This window comes from Clostridioides sp. GD02367 (assembly GCF_045900275.1).
In the GTDB taxonomy this organism is placed as follows: Bacteria; Bacillota; Clostridia; order Peptostreptococcales; family Peptostreptococcaceae; genus Clostridioides; species Clostridioides difficile_A.
The window spans coordinates 324442-344490 of record NZ_JBJODK010000001.1 but is presented as its reverse complement, the minus strand read 5'-3'; the positions used below and the strand labels follow the sequence as shown (position 1 = coordinate 344490).

17 protein-coding genes and 1 pseudogene are annotated in these 20049 nt (G+C 28.3%); 16 read left to right on the top strand and 2 right to left on the bottom strand.

Features of this window, described 5'->3' with window-relative positions:
* Positions 1-116: 116 nt before the first annotated feature.
* A complete protein-coding gene (locus Q3223_RS01410) occupies positions 117-1001 on the top strand; it encodes an NAD(P)/FAD-dependent oxidoreductase (RefSeq protein WP_407811485.1) in 885 nt (294 codons plus the stop codon).
* A 255-nt stretch (positions 1002-1256) separates the two neighbouring features.
* Here the strand turns inward: Q3223_RS01410 and Q3223_RS01405 are convergent.
* Positions 1257-2522, bottom strand: a pseudogene (locus Q3223_RS01405) (aminotransferase class V-fold PLP-dependent enzyme).
* A 76-nt stretch (positions 2523-2598) separates the two neighbouring features.
* Between Q3223_RS01405 and Q3223_RS01400 the strand changes: the two are divergent.
* From Q3223_RS01400 to Q3223_RS01355, 10 genes are all read left to right on the top strand, one after another.
* A complete protein-coding gene (locus Q3223_RS01400; RefSeq protein ID WP_167640519.1) occupies positions 2599-2772 on the top strand; it encodes a hypothetical protein in 174 nt (57 codons plus the stop codon).
* A gap of 753 nt (positions 2773-3525) precedes the next feature.
* Positions 3526-4362: a PRD domain-containing protein gene (locus Q3223_RS01395; protein WP_054271549.1), complete on the top strand. Its 837-nt coding sequence runs from the start codon at positions 3526-3528 to the stop codon at positions 4360-4362.
* A 434-nt stretch (positions 4363-4796) separates the two neighbouring features.
* Complete coding sequence (locus Q3223_RS01390) at positions 4797-6374, top strand: PTS transporter subunit EIIC (RefSeq protein ID WP_054271548.1); 1578 nt, start codon at positions 4797-4799, stop codon at positions 6372-6374.
* Positions 6367-7548, top strand: coding sequence for a MalY/PatB family protein (locus Q3223_RS01385; RefSeq protein ID WP_079739797.1), 1182 nt, complete (start codon positions 6367-6369; stop codon positions 7546-7548). Before Q3223_RS01390 ends, Q3223_RS01385 begins: the two co-directional genes overlap by 8 nt.
* Before the next feature lie 19 nt (positions 7549-7567).
* Positions 7568-8167 carry an SIS domain-containing protein gene (locus tag Q3223_RS01380; protein ID WP_054271547.1) on the top strand — a complete coding sequence of 200 codons (600 nt, stop codon included), beginning with the start codon at positions 7568-7570 and terminating at the stop codon, positions 8165-8167.
* Between the two features lie 24 nt (positions 8168-8191).
* A complete protein-coding gene (locus Q3223_RS01375) occupies positions 8192-8662 on the top strand; it encodes a PTS glucose transporter subunit IIA (RefSeq protein WP_054271546.1) in 471 nt (156 codons plus the stop codon).
* Positions 8663-8901: 239 nt separating this feature from the next.
* The gene (locus Q3223_RS01370) at positions 8902-9648 is read left to right on the top strand and encodes a DUF2087 domain-containing protein (protein WP_054271545.1); all 747 of its coding nucleotides are present in this window, start codon (positions 8902-8904) and stop codon (positions 9646-9648) included.
* Between the two features lie 67 nt (positions 9649-9715).
* Positions 9716-10390: a 4Fe-4S binding protein gene (locus Q3223_RS01365; RefSeq protein ID WP_054271544.1), complete on the top strand. Its 675-nt coding sequence runs from the start codon at positions 9716-9718 to the stop codon at positions 10388-10390.
* Positions 10391-10574: 184 nt separating this feature from the next.
* On the top strand, positions 10575-11507 hold the full coding sequence (locus tag Q3223_RS01360; protein ID WP_054271543.1) for a TDT family transporter: 933 nt from the start codon (positions 10575-10577) through the stop codon (positions 11505-11507).
* 105 nt (positions 11508-11612) lie between these two features.
* Positions 11613-12080 (top strand): C-GCAxxG-C-C family protein, encoded by a 468-nt coding sequence (locus Q3223_RS01355; protein WP_054271542.1) that lies wholly within the window; start codon positions 11613-11615, stop codon positions 12078-12080.
* Between the two features lie 118 nt (positions 12081-12198).
* Here Q3223_RS01355 and Q3223_RS01350 read toward each other — a convergent pair whose 3' ends face one another.
* Positions 12199-13053: a GRP family sugar transporter gene (locus Q3223_RS01350; protein WP_054271541.1), complete on the bottom strand. Its 855-nt coding sequence runs from the start codon at positions 13051-13053 to the stop codon at positions 12199-12201.
* Between the two features lie 165 nt (positions 13054-13218).
* Between Q3223_RS01350 and Q3223_RS01345 the strand changes: the two genes are divergently transcribed.
* From Q3223_RS01345 to Q3223_RS01325, 5 genes are all read left to right on the top strand, one after another.
* On the top strand, positions 13219-15183 hold the full coding sequence (locus Q3223_RS01345; protein WP_161803386.1) for a BglG family transcription antiterminator: 1965 nt from the start codon (positions 13219-13221) through the stop codon (positions 15181-15183).
* Complete coding sequence (locus Q3223_RS01340) at positions 15183-15641, top strand: PTS sugar transporter subunit IIA (protein WP_054271539.1); 459 nt, start codon at positions 15183-15185, stop codon at positions 15639-15641. The genes Q3223_RS01345 and Q3223_RS01340 overlap by 1 nt, the downstream gene beginning before the upstream one ends.
* A 2-nt stretch (positions 15642-15643) precedes the next feature.
* The gene (locus tag Q3223_RS01335; RefSeq protein ID WP_054271538.1) at positions 15644-15964 is read left to right on the top strand and encodes a PTS fructose transporter subunit IIB; all 321 of its coding nucleotides are present in this window, start codon (positions 15644-15646) and stop codon (positions 15962-15964) included.
* A gap of 15 nt (positions 15965-15979) precedes the next feature.
* Complete coding sequence (locus Q3223_RS01330; RefSeq protein ID WP_054271537.1) at positions 15980-17080, top strand: PTS fructose transporter subunit IIC; 1101 nt, start codon at positions 15980-15982, stop codon at positions 17078-17080.
* Positions 17081-17165: 85 nt separating this feature from the next.
* Entirely contained in the window at positions 17166-19766 is a 2601-nt protein-coding gene (locus tag Q3223_RS01325) for an alpha-mannosidase (protein WP_407811484.1), read from the top strand.
* The last annotated feature ends 283 nt before the right edge of the window (positions 19767-20049 follow it).

Here is a 20049-nt window from a genome sequence, read left to right as displayed (position 1 = left end):
TATAATATAAATCGTTGAAGTGGTTACAAATAAGTGCCTAATTGTTAATGATATTATCTAATGATATATTATTTATATAAAAGAAAAAGGAAAGGTTATTAAAAATAGGTGAGGCTATGAGATATGATATTGCAATAATAGGCAGCGGGCCAGCAGGACTTGCAGCTGCTATAAATGCTAAAATTAGAAACAAAAATATAATTTTATTTGGAAATGAAGATATAAGTCAAAAACTTATTAAAGCACCTTCTATAGAAAATTATTTGGGAATTGGAAATATAAGTGGTTTAGACCTTAAAAATAAATTTAAAAAGCATATAGATGATATGGGAATAGAGATAATTCAAAAAAGAATTAACAATGTATATAGTATGGGTGAATATTTTACATTAGTTTCTGGAAATGATACGTATGAATCAACTACAGTTGTACTAGCAACAGGTATTGAATATGGAAAGATGATAAATGGAGAAGAAGAGTATCTTGGAAAAGGAGTAGGATATTGTGCAACATGTGATGCTATGTTATATAGAAATAAAAAAGTGGCTATAATAGGATACAATCATGAAGCTGAAGAAGAAGCAAATTTTTTAAGTGAAATAGCAAGTAGTGTGTACTATATACCTATGTATAAATTGGAAAATAAAATTAATAGTAGCATAAATATAATAGATGATAGACCTTTAGAAATAAAGGGTGAAAAATTAGTTAGTAAATTAGTACTTAGAAAAAGTGAGTTGGATATAGATGGTATATTCATTATAAAAGATAGTGTATCTCCAAAATATATGGTTCCAGGGTTAGAAGTAGAAGATTCACATATAAAATCAGATAAAAATATGAATACAAATATTGAAGGTTTATATGTAGCAGGAGATTGTGTTGGTAAACCATATCAATATCTAAAATCAGCAGGACAAGGTCAGACAGCTGTATCTAGTGCAATTTCTTATCTAGATAGGCAAAGAATAAAGAATTCCATGCTTGTTGATACTTATTAGATAAAAATTAATGAAAACTTCAGGTATTATTTTTTAATACATCCCCCCAACACTTAGAAATGTTATTTAAAAATAAAGGTTCAATGTAAAAAGGTGAATTCTAGTAGATGAATTCACCTTTTTACATTGAATATTATATAGATTTTGTATAAAAAATGTATCTCTTTTGATGATTAAAAGTATTTTGATATAGTTCATTTTTTATGTGGCAATAAGATTAATATTTATCTATTGCTGAAAAAGAATAGAAAAATCTTATTTAAAAGCCAAAGTTTTAATAGCATATATAAATCTATCTATCTCATCAAAAGTATTGTACATTCCTAAACTTATCCTAACAAGACCTACAGGATTTTCCCTCATAAATCTGATGTATGCTTCTTTTGGGCTTATACCTAATAGTCTTTGTACATAAATATCTGCTCCTACTAATCCAGCTCCAGTTTCTATTCCAAAGTTATTAACTAGATATTTTGCGACATCTTTATAATACATATTACTTATATTGAAAGATATATTTGGGATAATTACATTGTTTGATTTATCTCCATATATTATCACGTTGGGTATTTTCTTCAATTCTTCTTTAGTATATAAAAATAATTCTCTTTCATATCTTGAAATTCTGCTTAGACCAATTTTATTTAAAGTATTTAGTGCTTTTCCCATTGCAAGAGTTCCAAAATATTCTGGATATCCTGCTTCAAAACGCTGTGGGATATTTGCATATATTATTTTGTCGTCGGATACAAACTTGGTAGAACCTGAGCCATATAGTGCAGGAGTAAATTTTTCAAAGAATGATTTAGGGCCTACTAGAGCACCTCCATTTAGTGGGGAATAGCATTTATGCCCACTAAAAACAATAAAATCTATATGCTCATCACATTCATATGGCATCATTGAAAAAGGTTTGTGCTGAATTACTTGAACAATATCTACTAATATCTTGGCACCATACTTATGAGCCATTCTTGCTATTTCATATATAGGAGTGGTTATACCTGTAACATTACTAGCACCTGTGACTGTAACAAGAGATACATTACCAGCATTATTTTTAAGCATATTTTCTAATTAACACAAATCAAGTTCTCATTTTTCTGTAATTCCAACAACCTTTGTAGGAAAATTAACTTTAAAAGGCAGATAATTAGCCATATGCTCCATTGCTGTAGTAATAACAAGTTTATTTGAATTTTCTTTCTTAAAAAATTCTGCTAATAAGTTGATTCCCTCTGTAGCACTTTTCACATAAATAACAGAGTCTTTTTCTTTATCTCCATCAATAAGCTTGAGAATAGTATGTCGTACATTCTCATATTCTAAAGTATTTTTTTCTGAGATTATTCCTGGAGCATTGATATAAGTAAGCCAAGGAATCTCACAATTTAAATTATCTACCACGTTTTTTAAAACTAATGGAGTAGCAGAGTTGTTAAAATATATTCTTTTAACAGTTTCACCATTTTTAGTTTTAACTTTAAGATTTGCACCTTCAATGTATTCTAATAAATCCATGAATGGCATAAAAAAACTCCTTATCTAATAAACTATTTTATTTTTTATTAAACAAGCTTAAGTTTTAATCAAGAGCTTGTTTAATATATGTTATGTTTTTAGAAGAGGTTTTGTTAATTACTCTTTATTAAGTAAATGTTTGATAATAGATATAACTTTGGATAGAATTGATTTCTATGCTGATGAGTTATGGGGAATAAATAATGGAAAATTAATGTTTATAAAAAGTAGAGATAATGAAATAGATTAAACTATTAAATTACACGAAAATGAGCTACAGTTGGGGGAAACTGTAACTCATTCTATTTTGGGGGAGATAGGTTGAACTTATTGGTTATCCGTATCATGTTTTTAGTATAGTCACTTATTTAAATTTATATACATTTTTTTATAAATTTTACATAAAATGTTAAATATTCATTGAAGATAGTAATAGACATGAATAGTACGCTTATAAAAATAGTAAAGATGTAGCTAAATAAAAGGAATGAAAATGCATTGTAAATAATTAAAAAAAGTATTTTTAAAGTTATAGGAGATAAACAAGTACTATAATTTAACAGAAAAACAAAAAATATTATGCAAATAAAATTATAAAAAATATTATAAAAAATATAGTCTAATTTATGAAAATTAAAAGTTATATTATTTAATACATATATATTTGAGAAAATATTAGCAATACACTATAATCTGAATTTCAATAAAAGCATATATTTTTTAAATTAAAATACTTGAAAATAATTGAAAATTAGTTTTAGAAGATAAAATATAGAGTAATTTTAATTAATTGAATACACAAAAGAAATACTTGAATATATTTAAATAAAAAAACGATAAAATATGACAATTTAATTAAGGGAATTTAAAATATTTTGTTATTGTAGTATTATAGGGGAAAATGCAAAATATATTCGAAAATGAAATTTTAAATATTGACATTAAATTAAATATAATATACTATGTAATTGTGATGAGAGATTTTTTTTAGAGGGGATTTATAGTGAATATAAAAAAAATATTTAATAACAATGTAGTAGTAAGCTCCCTAGAAGATGGCACAGAAATAATTATTACTGGTGCTGGAGTTGGATTCAAGAAAAAAGTAGGAGATTTGATAGATGAAAATTTGATTTCTAAGAAATATTTTGTTCAAGATAATCAAAAAGACAAATACAATCAAATACTTAACAAGACCTCTATTGAATACTTTAAAATTTCAGAAGAAATTATAGAAAAGGCTAATGAAGTTTTAAATACTCAAGTGAATGATTCAATAATATTAGCCTTAACTAGTCACATAGAATTCGCTGTCCAAAGAGAAAAACAAGGTATAAAATTACCAAACTTAATATTGAATGAGACAAAACAACTTTATAGAGAAGAATTTGAATTTGGATTATGGGCAATTGATGAAATTGAAAAAAAGATAGGAATAAAATTGCCTGAAGATGAAGCTGGATACATAGCTATTCATATAATCAATGGGTTGGAGAATTCTCAGAAGGATGAAGGTATTAATATACTAGAGTTTTCAAAACAAGTTATTCAGATAATTGAAGAAGTACATGGGTTTAAATTAGATGTAAATTCACTAAATTACACTAGACTTATAACTCACTTAAAGTTTTTTGTTCAAAGGATTCTAAGAAAAGAAACTTATAAAGATAGTGACATTGAAGATATGTATAAGTTGGTGAATAAAAATTATAATAAACCTAAAATATGTACTGAGGAAATTGCAGCATTGGTATTAGACAGATTTGAATATAAGATTAGTAAAGAAGAAGAATTATATCTAATGATTCACATAAATAAAATAACAAACAGTGGTTGTTAGGATTGTAACTGATAAGCAGGCAAAACCTAAGTCATTGAACTTAACTATTAGATTAAGTTTTTTGATTTAGGCTTTTTTATTAAATACAGACAGTGAGTTTTAGGATTGTAACTGGTTAAGCAGGCAAAACCTAAATCATTGAACTTAACTATTAGATTAAGTTTTTTGATTTAGGTTTTTTTATTAAATACAAGCAGTGAGTTTTAGGATTGTAACTGGTTAAGCAGGCAAAACCTAAATCATTGAATTTAACTATTAGGTTAAGTTTTTTGATTTAGGTTTTTTTATTAAATATAGACAGTGAGTTTTAGGATTGTAACTGGTTGAGCAGGCAAAACCTAAATCATTGAACTTAATTATTGGATTGAGTTTTTTGATTTAGGTTTTTCTATAAATTTGATTATGTTTTTAGATAAAAATAGGAGGGTAAAATTATGAAAAAAAATAAGTTAGGTTTATGGAACTTCTTCCAAATGTTAGGAAAAACGTTTATGTTCCCAATAGCACTACTTAGTGTTTCAGGGATGATGTTAGGACTTGGTGCAGGTTTTACAGACCCTAAGATGATTGCCATGGTTCCGTTTTTAGGAAATGAATATGTCAACATGATTTTAAATTTCATGCTGACAATAGGATTATTTGCATTTAATAATTTGGGAGCATTATTTGCAATGGCAATTCCATTGGGATTATTAAAAAAAGAAAAAGAGTTTGGAGCTTTTTCAGGTCTAGTAGGATTTATAGCAATGCATATAGGTACGAATTTTTATTTAACAAGAGCTGATTTATTAGTACCAGTAGACCAAATGTCAACTAATGGTCAAGCTATGATTATGGGAATACAAACATATAATACAAGTGTTTTAGGTGGTATTGTAGCAGGTTTAATTGTTTATGCAATATATGATAAAGTTAGTAATTTAAAAATGCCAGAATCATTAGGATTCTACAGTGGGCCAAGACTAGTTCCAATTGTGAGTTTAATAGTTATGAGTATTGTCGGATTATTAATACCTATTGTTTGGCCACCATTTTTCAATGCATTCCAAAATTTAGGAAAATGGATTTCTTCAGCTGGGCCATTGGGATATTTCTCATACGCAGTGGCAGAAAGAGTTACAATTCCATTTGGATTAAATCATCTTGTAACATCTGTATTCCGTTTTACACCAATAGGTGGAACTGCTGTTATTGATGGAGAAACATACTTTGGTACATTGAATATGTTTATGGCATATGTAGAGAATAATCAGATTATACCTCTTGATTTAGCTGGTAAAATGGAACAAGGTAAATTAATGATTCAATATGGATTAGCTGGTGCTGCATTAGCTATATATCGTACAGCAAAACCAGAAAATAGAAAAGCACTTAAGGGGCTTTTAATATCAGGAGTGTTGACAGTTATTATAGGTGGTATAAGTGAGCCAATAGAATTCTTATTCTTATTTATCTCACCAGCATTATTTGCTTTCCATACATTTATGAATGGTTTAGCAAACATGGTACTTCCATACTTAGGTGTATTAATGGGATTCACAGGAGATTTAATTGCATTTATAAGTTTTGGTGTGTTAAGAGGAACAGCTACAGGATGGCCAATAGCAGTATTAGTAGCAGCTTTATACTTTGCAATATACTATTTTGTATTTAAGTGGGCAATTATTAAGTTTAATATAAAGACTCCAGGACGTGAGGATAAAGAGTTAAAAGTATCTGAAGGAAATGGTTCAGATTTTAAAAATTTATCTACATATAAAGGACAACAGATGATAGCTGCGTTAGGTGGACAATCTAATATATTATCATTAGACAATTGTGTAACTAGATTGCGTTTAAAATTAGAAGATGTATCATTGATAAATGAGGATGCAATTAAAGAAGCTGGTGGTATAGCAGTTGTTAAATTGGACGAGCACACAATACAAGTAATTATAGGAACTCAAGTGTACTCTTTAAGAAAGCAAATGGATAAGGCTATGGAAGGTCATTTGGAGGCATGTAATGATTAACTTTGATAAAAAAATAGACCGATTGGGTACATATTGTACCCAATGGGACTATGTAGAAGATAGATTTGGAAAAAAGGGATTACTTCCTTTTACAATATCAGATATGGATTTAGAGTTTCCATATGAAATAACAGAAGTTTTGCAGGAAAGATTGAATCATAGAGTTTTGGGATACAGTAGATGGAAACATGAGGATTTTAGAGATTCAGTTACGAATTGGTACACTAAAAGGTTTAATTGTAATATTGATGGTAATTGGATATATTATAGTCCTAGTGTAATGTACTCAATTAGTAAACTTATTGAGCTATTCAGTGATGAGGGAGATGGAATTTTGATAAATACTCCTGCATATAATGCTTTTTATGATGTTATAGCAAATAATAATCGTAATATTATAAAATCACCTCTTGTAAATGAAGATGGATTCTATTTGATTGATTTTGATGATTTCGAGAAAAAGTGCAAAGAATCTAAGATATTTATTTTATGTAATCCCCATAATCCAACTGGAAGAGTGTGGAGTGAGTTAGAACTTGCTAAGATGATAGGTATTTGTAAAGACAATAATGTAAAGATAATATCAGATGATATACATATGGATATTGTGTATGATAATAGAATGACTCCTATTTTAAAGGTTGCAGAAAGCTATTTAGATTCTATATTTATTTGTACATCAGCATCGAAGTCTTTTAATATACCAGCATTGACTGGGTCATATGTGATTATACCAAATGAGAGTACGAGAAATAAATTTGAAAATATCACTAGATATCGTGATTTTGTAAACTCACCTGCAATACTGGCAATACTAGCAACAATGGTTTGTTATAATGATTGTGAATATTGGTTGGATGAGTTATTAAAATATCTTAAAGATAATCTTGAATATACAATTAAGTATATAAAGGATAATTTAGAGCCATTAAAGTTGGTTATGCCAGAAGGTTGTTATTTTGCTTGGATAGATTTTTCTGACCTTAAGGTAAGTAGTGAGATATTTCAAAAGTTATTGATGGATATTGGAGAAGTAGCTATTATGTCAGGAAATGTATATGGTGAAGAAAGTGAGTTTTATTTACGATTAAACGTAGCCTGTTCAAGGGAGAAACTTGAAGATGGTTTAAATAGAATTAAAAAAACTATAGATTATATTGCAAAAAATATTTAATATAGAAAGGGAGATAGTTATGAGCTATTTAAAAACAATGGTTGATGTTATGACTACTGAAATGAATGCCATAAAATGTTTAATAGATGAAGCAGGTATTGAATATGAAAGTATAGTTAATGAAATTGCCAACTGTGAAGGTAAAGTAATTTTTATGGGTGTAGGTAAATCCGCACATATAGGTAAGAAATTGGCAGCTACATTTGCCAGTACTGGGACACCAAGCTTTTTTGTACATGCAACAGAGGCAGTACATGGAGATTTGGGAATGATTGAAAGCAAAGATATTACAATTCTAATCTCAAATAGTGGAAATTCTATGGAAGTAGTGAATTGTATAAAGTATGTTAAAGCAATTGGTTCTAAAACAATTGCATTTACTTCAAATAGAAATTCAGTATTGGCAACAGAGTGTGATTATGCTTTAATATATCCAGCAAAGGATGAAGCAGACCACTTAAATTTAGCACCAACAACATCATCTACGATTACTTTAGTTTTAGGAGATTCTATTGCATGTGCATTATCTAAAAATAGTAATTTTGATTCAGCTGATTTTTATAAATACCATCCAGGAGGAAGTCTAGGTGAGAAACTAAAAGCAGCTAATAATGGTTAAAAGTAAAGAAGGAGAGTATGTTTTATGTTCAAAATGTTTAAAAAGAAATTAATAAAGTCGCCCATCTCAGGGAAAGTAATAGAATTATCTAAAATTCCAGACGCTGTATTTTCTCAAAAACTTATGGGAGAAGGTGTAGCTATAGATTCTACAGGAGACATTGTTTATGCGCCACTTAATGGAAAAATAGCAGTAATAGCAGAAACTAAACATGCATTTGTAATAGAATTAGAAAATGGAATGGAGCTTCTTATTCATGTTGGTCTAGATACGGTAAATCTAAAAGGCGAAGGGTTTGAAGCGTTAGTAAGTGTGGGTGAACAGGTCAAAGAAGGAACACCAATGTTGAAGATTAACCGTTCTTTGATTGAATCAAAGGGTATATCACTTATTACTCCAGTTACAATAACTAATTATTCAGAGTACAATATGAATACATATAATGTAGGTAATAGTGTTGAAGGTGGAAAAGACACTATAATTGAGTTTAAATAAAAAACTAAAATATAGGATTAGTATCTATAAATTTATATTTTATAAGATTAATCACATAGGTTTGTTGGATAAAAAGAAATTCTTTAATTATTAATTGAGGAATTTCTTTTTTTATATTCTAATTTCAAATTAATAAATAAACGAATTTCATAAACAAAAAATGAAAATGTTGACTATATAAATAAACTTTAATATAATATATCTATGTAAAACATAAACTATAGAATGGAGATATACATATGAAAATTGAAAATCTTTCTATCAATGATATTAAACAAGGTTATGTATTTAATGATGAGTTAAATTGTTATATTTGCATTACATGTGCAAAAACATATGAAATGGGAGAAATATACAGAATAGGTGATAGATTCTTTGAAGCTTCAAAGGCTATTGAATTGCATATGGAATTAGAGCATAGTGATTATTTAGAAAAAATGATTAATGGTGATTCAAAATATAACACACTGACTGAAAATCAAAAACAATTATTTCAATTATTTATTAGTGATTTACCGGATAAGGAAATTGCAAAAAAGGTTGAAGTATCTACATCTACTATTCGTCATCAAAAATTTATGTTTAGAGAAAAAGCAAAACAGGCTAAACTGTATTTAGCATTATATGAGTCTGTATTTGAAGAAAAATCTAATAGAGGTAGTACTATAATACCAATCCATGAACATGCTAAAATGGTTGACGAAAGATATGTAGTAACTGAAGAGGAGAGAAAACACATTTTAGAGACTTCCTTTGAAAGCATGAATCCTCTAAAATTAAAAGTATTTTCCTCAAAGGAAAAGAAAAAAGTTGTAATTTTATCTAAGATTTTGGAAAAATTTGAGTATGGTAAGCAATATTCAGAAAAGGAAGTCAATCAGATTTTAAAATCTATATATAATGATTTTGCAACAATTAGAAGATATTTAATTGAATATGGTTTTATGAGTAGAAATAAAGAATGTACAAAGTACTGGTTAACATAATGCTAATGGCAAAGTCTACCAATATATAATATTATTTTTACTTTGTTAATTCTGGAAGGAGTTAAATATGAATAATGAATTGAAATGTATTTTACACAGTAAAGGTGTAGATATTGTTCGTTTTATTGATATATCTGAATTTCCAGCAAGTCAAACACATGGTTTTTCTAAAGCAATTTTATTTTGTATAGGATTATCAAAAAAATTCGTTACAGATATATATAATAACTTACCTACAGATAGTGATGACTTCCTAGAAAAAGAGGAGAAAGTAGAAGCGTTAGCTGATTGGATTTCAAAATATATTCAAGATAAAGGTTATAAAGCTTATTCTCAATCAGAAAAAAATAATCTAGAACATGGATATTCTGAAAAGGGTTATATTAATCCAACAATGCAATCAGGTATTAGTACTTTACCACATAAGACAATAGCAAATATTAGTGGTCTTGGATTTATGGGAAAAAATAATTTGTTTATAACTGAGGAATATGGTTGTGCTTTTAGCATGTGTACTGTGCTTACAGATGCTCCAATTTCTGTTGGAAGATATCCTTTAATAGATTCAAAGTGTTCAGATTGTAATATTTGTGTAGAAAACTGTCCTGCAAAAGCTATACATGGAAATGAGTGGGCTCTGCCAGGTAAAAGAGAGTCTCTTATTGATATTTCAAAGTGTTTTTGTGTATTGAAGTGTATGATGAGTTGTCCATGGTCATTAAAATATGCAAACCAGAAATAAGTCTACTAGATATTAAATAAATAAACCAATCGCCTTAATATATTAAGCATATAGATACTTATAATAATGAAATTAAACTTAATAGATATTTTCTATATAAGAAAAATGGTCACAATATATCAACTTGACCATTTTTTTGATATAATTAAAAATACAAATAACTTAGTAACAAAGGAGGTAGAATTTGAATTTTTTAAAAAAATATCCTATACCTATTGCAAGTCTGATTTTATCAATATTTACTTTAGGTAACTTATTACAATCTTATAGTGAATCATTACGTAATGTAATTGGATTTATAGGATTTGTTTTATATGCAATTTACATAGTCAAAATAGTATTACTAAAAAAGGGTGTTAAAGAGCAATTAGAAAACCCCTTAATATCAAGTACATTTCCAACTATAACAATGGCAACGATGATATTTGCTACATATGTAAAACCATTATCTTTAGAATTAGGTATTGTAATTTGGAGCATCGGAGTCGTAGGTCATATTGTGTTGATAATCTTATTTAGTAAGAAATTCTTAGTTAAATTTTCAATAAAAGCAGTATTTCCATCTTGGTATATAGTCTATGTCGGGATAGTTGCAGCAAGTGTTACAGCACCAGCATTTAATCAGTTTTTAATAGGTAAAGTTGCTTTTTGGATAGGATTTATATCTTATATAGTTCTTATACCAGTAGTTTTAAAAAGAGTGTGGATAATCAAGGAAATGCCTGAACCATCTTTACCAAGTATAGCTATATTAGCTGCACCAGGGTCATTACTATTGTCTGGATATATTAATTCTTTTTCAGATAAGAATAGTGTAATATTATACTTGTTATTTATACTTTCGATTGTATTTTATATTATAGTTTTGGGGTATTTACCAAAATTATTAAGATTGCCTTTTTATCCAAGTTTTGCTGCATTTACATTCCCTATGGCAATAAGTGCAATGGGTATGAAACTAATGAATGGTTATCTAACTAAATCAGGCCATCCTGTAAGTTGGATTTTATATGTTTCTAAACTAGAAGAGATAATAGCTACAGTGATTATTTTGTATGTTTTAGTTTTATTTATTATATATCTTAGTAAATCAGAAACTACATCTAAAGCTAAATAAAAATTATTAAATATACGTATTTAGTAAAGATATTAATATCAATGGATGAAAGTGATATTAATTTTAGAAATTTAATTTAGCTTAATTTTATTGGAGGATAAACAAATGAAAACAAAAGAGGAATATGTAAAAGAGGTTAGAGCAATAGCAGAAGAATACTTTAGAAAAGGAGAGTTTTTTTGTTCTGAAGCAGTTCTTCAAACAATAAATGATGCTTTAGGACAACCTTTGAACCCCGAGATAACTAAGTTAGCATCAGGATTTCCAATAGGACTTGGAAAAGCACAATGTCTTTGTGGAGCAATATCTGGAGGTGAAATGGCTTTAGGTATTGTATATGGAAGAGTTCATGGTGAAACTATGAATCCAAAGATGTTTGAATATGCTAAGGATTTACATGATTATATTAAGAAAGAGTATGGTGCAACATGTTGTAGAGTTATTACAAAGAAGTGGGATGGTGATAACTTTATGTCTCCTGAAAGAAAAGAACACTGTATTAAAATAACAGGTCAAGTCACAGAGTGGGTTGCAAATAAACTTGTTGAAGATGAAAAACTTAAGATTAACTAGAATTATAGTAGCCTGTAAATTTTAAAAACTAAATTTACAGGCTTTAATTGTATAATTAATTTTTAATAATACAATTAACTCTAAATATATAAATAAAATTGTTCAAACAAATAAATAGTTATTTTATAATACTCAGCATAAGGACACCAGACATGATTAATATTATGCCAAGAAAAATAGAAAACCATTCTTTTTTATTTTTCTTCTCTTTAAAGAATATAATACCTCCTAAAGTGGCTACTATCACACAACTTTGGGAAATAGAAAAACTTATTGTAACCCCAAATGTATTAGTTGTTATAAACATACCTAAATTTGCTATTGACCATAGTACTCCAGTAATTAAATTAAATAAAACATTTTCCTTATATACAATTTCTTTAGAAAAATACTTCACAATAATAAATGAAGTTATCAACATACCCACAGATTGAGGTAATATAATTCTATATCCTTCGATTGAAAATATTTGATTAGTTACAACATATAATGCTAAAAATAAAGAAGATAATAATACAACTCCTACACATTTTAACATATTGTTGTCAGTAGATTTTTTTGTTTGATAGTTTGTAAGAAGTATGCCAAGTACTATACATAATATCGATGAAGAACCAATCAAGAACATTTTAGAACTAGTCCACTCATTAAATAAGAGTACAGCTAATAGTGTTGTAAAAGTCAATTGTGAACCATTTGAAATTGGCATTACTTTAGATACACTAGTAATTTGAATTGCTTTAAACTGCATTAGTTGTCCTAAACTCCAGAATATCCCAGAAATCATACTTACAAAGAATGAAAAAAATGTAATCTCAGGATGCATAACCAAAGTTATTATAGTGGAAAATATAAACGCACTTATAGATGTACCTAAAAGTTGTTCATAAGGAGAACTTTTTTTAAGATTCGCAACTATAGGCATCAATCCCCATCCCATTACAGGAAGCAAAGCAATAATTATTGTCAGCATTAGGTTATTTCCTTTCATATTAAATTTAGACAGTTTTTAATTTATCATCTAAAATTAAAGTATTCAATACATCAAAATTACCGTATTTAATAAGGAAATATTAGTAGTTTTTTAGAAAAACATTTTCCATTAAAATAAAAACAAAGGGAAGGAGTAAATTTGAAAATGTTAACTGATATGATTCAAAATCGTGAAATTAGAATAATAAAGTTTTTATTAAAAGAAGGTCATACAACTGTCAAAGAAATAGCAGATGATTTAGATGTCTCAGAAAAAACAGTTTCAAAATCTCTTAAAGAAGTAGAAGCAGTGCTCAAAAAGATAGGTCTTTCTTTAGTGAGAAAACCTAAAATAGGTGTTTATATTGATGGAGATTTGAAAAAAATACTTCCTTACCTAGATAATAAAGGAAGTCAAATTCCTACAACTAGAGAGGAGAGAGTAATATATATATATTCAATATTGTTGAAAAGTAATGATTATATCACTATACAACAAATCTCTGACGAATTATATATAAGTCGTGGAACTATTGAAAGAGATTTAGCTGAGGTTGAAAAATTGCTAAAAAATGAAGGAGTATCTATATATAAAAAACCTAGTAAAGGAATAAAATTGGATATAAGTGAAAGAGATAAAAGGCAACTTACTGCTAAGTTTATACATAAATTTTGGAGCAGAAACTGGTATATTAAGCAAGAACAGGAAAGCTTTTATCAGGCCTTTGAAAAAATACAAGCAGATGTAAATGGTATTTTTTCTGAAGATGATTTATCTATAATCATTGACATTCTTAGGAATTTCAGCAGAGAAAGAAATTTTGAGTTTTCTGATTATGAATTTCAGTCATTAGTTATCCATTTAGCCATAGCTGTAGAGAGGATTAGAAAAGGTGAGTATATAGAAGAAAGCTTGTATGTTGGTAATATTGAAAATAATCAAATGTCAAATACAACTTATTTAGCAAAACAATTAGAGCAAAAGTTTTCTATACTATTGCCAAAATCTGAAATTGGATATATAAATTTACATCTAGTAGCATCTGACCAACATAGAGATACTACTGAACTAAAAGATACGTCAGATAATCACTATGAGACAAATACAAATAATATCTCAAATCTTCGAGAAATTATTAAAAATACATTGTATGAGACAGCTTACGACAAAGATTTGATTGATGGACTAACTTCACATGTACATTCATCAATAAATAGATTGAAATACGGTCTTAGTATTAAAAATCCATATGTAAATACAATAAAGCAAAACTTTTCTTTATCATTTGAACAGGCTTTGGATTTAAAGAAGGTAATTGAATTTATATATGATATTAGGATAAATGATGATGAATGTGCTTATATAGCGCTACATTTTGAAGCTTTTAGGGAAAGAGTGAAAGAACTTCCACAAAATGTTAGAGTTGTTCTAGTATGTAGTACAGGTCTAGGTTCATCCAGATTATTATCTGCAAGGATAAAAAAATACTTTCCTATGATAAAAATTGAAAAGATACTTTCTGTACAAGAATTAGTATCTAGTAAAATTGATGCAGATTTGGTGATAAGTACTATTTATTTAGAGTTAGAGACGATTCCTACAATAATAGTTAGCCCTATTTTAAATGAAAGTGATATAAGAACATTGGAAAAAAATATACAAAATGTTTCAGGGAATACTTCTAAAAAATATAAATCTTTTAAAAACCTAATCTTTAAAGAAAATATTCTATTAAATATTGAAGCTTTAAATTATGAAGATGTAATTAAATGTATAACAGATAATTTGATAAAAAAAGGTTTTGCAAGAGATGGAATCGCTGAGAGTGCAATTGAGAGAGAAAGTTTATCTTACACCTCTTTTCAATCTATAGCTACACCTCATGCTAATCCTAGTTATATTAAAAAATCTAATATATCTATTGCAACTTTAAAAAATCCTATTACATGGGGAAATGAAAAGGTAGAAGTTATTTTCTTTATTTCATTAGAAAATGACAAAAACTTAGAGCTTGATGAAATATATGAAGTTTTTTATGACTTCATTGACAATAAAAAAAATATAGATGACATATTAAGTGCAACTTCACCAAAAGAAGTGTACGATTTGCTAATGGAGGAGAATATATAGTGAAAATATCAGATGTATTAAAAAAAGAGCAAATTGTTTTTAATCTTGCTACAACTACAAAAGAGGAAACAATAAAAGAATTGAGTAGCATATTTGTTAAAAATGGAATTGTAGATAACAAAGAAGAATATGTTAAGTCTGTTTTAGAAAGAGAAGAACATGCAACTACAGGTATTGGTAATGGGATTGCTATTCCTCATGGGAAAAGCAATGCTGTCAAGCAATCTTCTATAGTATTTGCAAGAACTAAAAATAAGATTGAGTGGGACGCTTTAGATGAAAAACCAGTAGATAGTATTTTCTTACTGGCTATAAGTGATATTGATAAGGATAGTAATCATCTTGTATTATTATCTAAATTGGCCACTAAGCTTATGGATGATGACAATGTGGATGCACTAAAATTAGCTAATTCAGAGCAAGAAATAATTAATATATTTAATGAAGGAGATATGTAGAGATGAAAAGAAAAATCATAGCAGTAACAGCATGTGCGACAGGAGTTGCACATACATATATGGCAGCACAAGCATTAAAGAAAGCTTCAAAAAAAATGGGACACCTTATAAAAGTTGAAACACAAGGAGCTACAGGGATAGATAATGAATTAACTGAAAAGGATGCACAAATTGCAGAAGTAGTAATATTTGCAGTAGACACTAAAGTTAGAAATGCTGAACGTTTTGAAGGGAAAGAAATATTAGAAGTACCAGTTAATGCACCTATAAAGGACGCAGAAAAAGTAATAAATGATGCACTAAAGTTAATTGACAATAAATAAGTGGAGGGAAATATAATGTTAAAAAAGATAGTCTCTGAGTTAAAAAAGCATGTCTTAACAGGAATTTCATATATGATTCCATTGGTAATTGCAGGTGCTATGATAATGGCAATATCTCGTGTGGGAGGTTCTTTCTATAACATACCAGATATATGGGATGCTAAATATGCAGAAAGTGCTAGTAGTATTGTTAGACTATTGCATGATTTAGATGGTTTTGGAGGCACTGCCTTAGGATTAATGTTTCCTGTAATTGCTGCATTTATAGGATTTTCTATAGCTGACAAATTAGCCATTGTACCAGGTCTTGTTGGAGGTATGATTGCTAAGGATATAGGAGCAGGATTTTTAGGAGCTTTAGCAGTTGGTTTAATAGCAGGATATACATGTTTATTTATTAAAAATCATGTTAAACTACCAAAATCAGCAGCTTCAATAGTACCAATATTCATAGTACCAGTATTTGGTACGTTAATCACTGTTGTATTAATCAATTATGTGATAGGTATTCCTTTTGCTACATTAAATACTGGATTAGAAAATTGGTTAAATGGATTATCAGGTACAAATCAGATATTAATGGCAGCTATTATTGGAGCTATGATGGCAGTTGACTTAGGTGGACCAGTTAATAAAGCAGCTTTAACAACATCACTTGCATTATTAACAAGTGGAATTTATGCACCTAATACTGCTGCAATGGTGGGAATTGTTATACCACCGTTAGGATTGGGCCTTGCTACTATATTAGCAAAACAGAAGTATAATAAGCAGTTACGTGAAGCAGGTAAATCATCTCTTATAATGGGGCTAATTGGAGTAAGTGAAGGGGCTATTCCTTTTGCAGTAGAATCTCCATTAAAAGTAATACCTTCATGTGTAATTGGAACAGCAATTGCTTCAGCTATGGCAGTTGGTTTAGGTTCAGTAAATGCAACTCCAATTAGTGGATTTTACGGGTGGTTTACAGTAGAGAACTGGCCAATGTATATATTATCAATAGCAGTTGGAACGGCAATTGTGGCTGGTCTAGTTATAGTATTACGTGGAAATCCAGTAATTGAAGATGATGAATTTGAAGAAGATGATTTTGATGAAGCAGAGTGGGAATCTTAAAATTCAATATAAATCTTATGATAGATAAGGTATTAAATATTAGTTTTGGATTTAAATATAAAAGACAAGGAACAGAGGAGATTAAATGATAAAAGCACATATTGTTAATCATACACACTGGGATAGAGAATGGTATTTTACTTCTAGGGATGCATTAGTACTTAGTGAACAACTATTTACAGATATAATTGATGAACTAGAACGTAATACAGATGTAAGTTTTGTACTTGATGGCCAACTTTCTATTTTGGATGACTATGTACAACTACATAGAGAAAAAATAGAAATCATCAAAAAACTAATAAAGGAAGATAGACTGCATATTGGACCATGGTTTACTCAAACAGATGCATTCTTTGCTAGAGGAGAGTCTATTTTAAGAAATTTAATGATTGGTATTTTTGAAAGTAAAAAATATGGTAAGTATATGAGAATTGGATATTTGCCAGATACATTTGGATTTAATGCACAAATGCCTGTCTTATTAAAACATGTAGGTCTTGACAATATATTCTTTTGGAGAGGGATACATCTTGGTAAACAGGTTCAATCACCATACTTTAAGTGGAAAAGTCTAAATGGTGAAAGTTATATATATGCTGTAAATATGCCACATGGATATGGAACAGGTATGCTTTTAGAACCTTCATCAAAGTATGTAAATGGACGTTTAGACCCTGCAATTGATTTTATCAAATCTTATAGTGATGTAGATGAAGTACTAATACCTTCAGGAAATGACCAATTGAATATAATTGGTGATTTTAAAAACAAAGTTAAAGAGATTAATGATATAGGAAAATATTCATATATAACAAGCTCATATCAAGAGTTTTTGAAGTATGTAAAATCTATAGAGTCACTAGAAAGTTATAGGGGTGAATTTAGAGAGCCAGTACTTGCGAGAATACATAAATCAATTGGTTCTAGTAGAATGGATATAAAATTAGCCTGTGATAAACTAGAAAATAAGTTGATTAAAAGGATAGAACCACTATTAGTAATTGCCAAAAAGAGTAAGATTGAAATAAGCAATCAGTTATTGATAAATACATGGAAAAAACTTTTAGAAGGACAAGCACATGATAGTTTGGCTGGATGTGTAACTGATACTGTGACAGAGGATATTCTTCATCGTATAAGAGAAGCAAACGAAATATGTGATAGTATTGAAAATACTATTGTTAAAAAAATTTCGGAAGGGCTTAAATTATCTAAAAATGATATTTTAATATTTAATACAGAAGCTAAAAGTTTTAATGGATATAAAGAGATACAGGTTGTAAGTGATAGTAAAAATATTTGTTTTAAAGATAATTTAGATGCCACTATAATTGAAGAAACTTATGTTAAATCGAGAGAAAATATATTAGAAGAGACACCTGCTGGTAATATATTTATTGAAGAGCCAGGTTATTATATATTAAAAATAAGAATAAATATACAGCTTCCTGCACTTGGATATAAGGTTGTTAGTTTTGAATCAAGTGATAAGGAAATGTTGGTACTTAATGAATCTAATGATACATTTATATCTAATGATAATTATAAAATAATGTATGAAGATGGAAGCTTAAATTTACAGCTTAAAGATGGCACTTATATATCAAATTTTTTAACATTAAGAGACAGTGGAAATGCAGGAGATACTTATGATTTTTCTCCATTAAAAGATGATGAAGATATCAAACTTTCATTTAATAAAGTATCTACAGAAAAAGTTATAGGATATGAAAAAATAATGGTTGAAGGTATCACTTTACTACCACTTACATTAGAAGATAGGAAAAATAAAAACCTTAATGGAAAATTAAGTGTAAAAGCTAGTATTACTTTAGTAAAGGAAAGTCCATTAATAGAAGTAAAACTTTATGTTGATAATACAATACACAATCATAGATTACGTGTTCATGTAAAAACTGATATAAAAGATAACAGAAATATAGCATCATTACCATTTGGATATATAACAAGAGAAAATGGAGTTGTTGACAACTGGGAAAAAATTTATAATGAGATGCCTATAGATTTAGAGCCTTTAGAAAGTAATATTACACTGACAAATCAAAATAGAAGTTGTACTGTATTTACTAGAGGAATAAAAGAATATCAACATATTGAAGATGAAATTGCACTGACTTTACTTGCTACTACAGATGAATTAGGGAAGCCTGACTTATTATATAGACCAGGACGTGCTTCTGGTGATACGACTAAAAAAGGTCATATAAGAATTAAAACTGATAAAGCCCAAATTCTTAAAGAGGTAGAGTTTTCATTTGCAGTATACATGAATTCTAAACCATTTGATGAATTAGAAGTTGCAAGTTTAACTCACAAGTATCTACAGGAATGTGTAAATTATCAATTACAGGACTACAATTTCTTTTTGTATCGTATAGATAATAAGATTCAAAAATCTATCATTGAAAAATCTGTAAGTAGAGAATTGGAAATAATATCTTTACCAGAGAACTATCTTGTGTCAGCATGTTACCTTTCTTACTATAGTAAAGAAAAATTTGTAATAAGATTGGAAAATCCAACTAGTAAGAAAATGATATTAGATGAACAAATATTTAAAAGTAGAAACGGGAAAATAGTAAATGCAATAGAAGAATTACAAGAACAACAAGTGTATGAAATAGCACCTTTTGATGTTATTTCAATATTATTAGATTTATAAGTGAAAAATAAGTTTATTATTTTAAAGTCTGACTGACAGCAATCGGTCAGACTTTTTAATTTGCATAAATTTGGGTAAATATTAATATATAAGTCTAGTATTTTGTATAAAGTTTGTTAAAGTAGAAAAATAGTTTAACAGGATAAGTTGTTTATACAAAGAACTATTATATTAGAGTAATTTTATATGCAGTTTAGAATCGACAAAATTTTAATGAAATGAATTAGGGTATATACTTCAATAACAATTATTCAATTTGATTTTATGCTAAGTTCTATGTAGT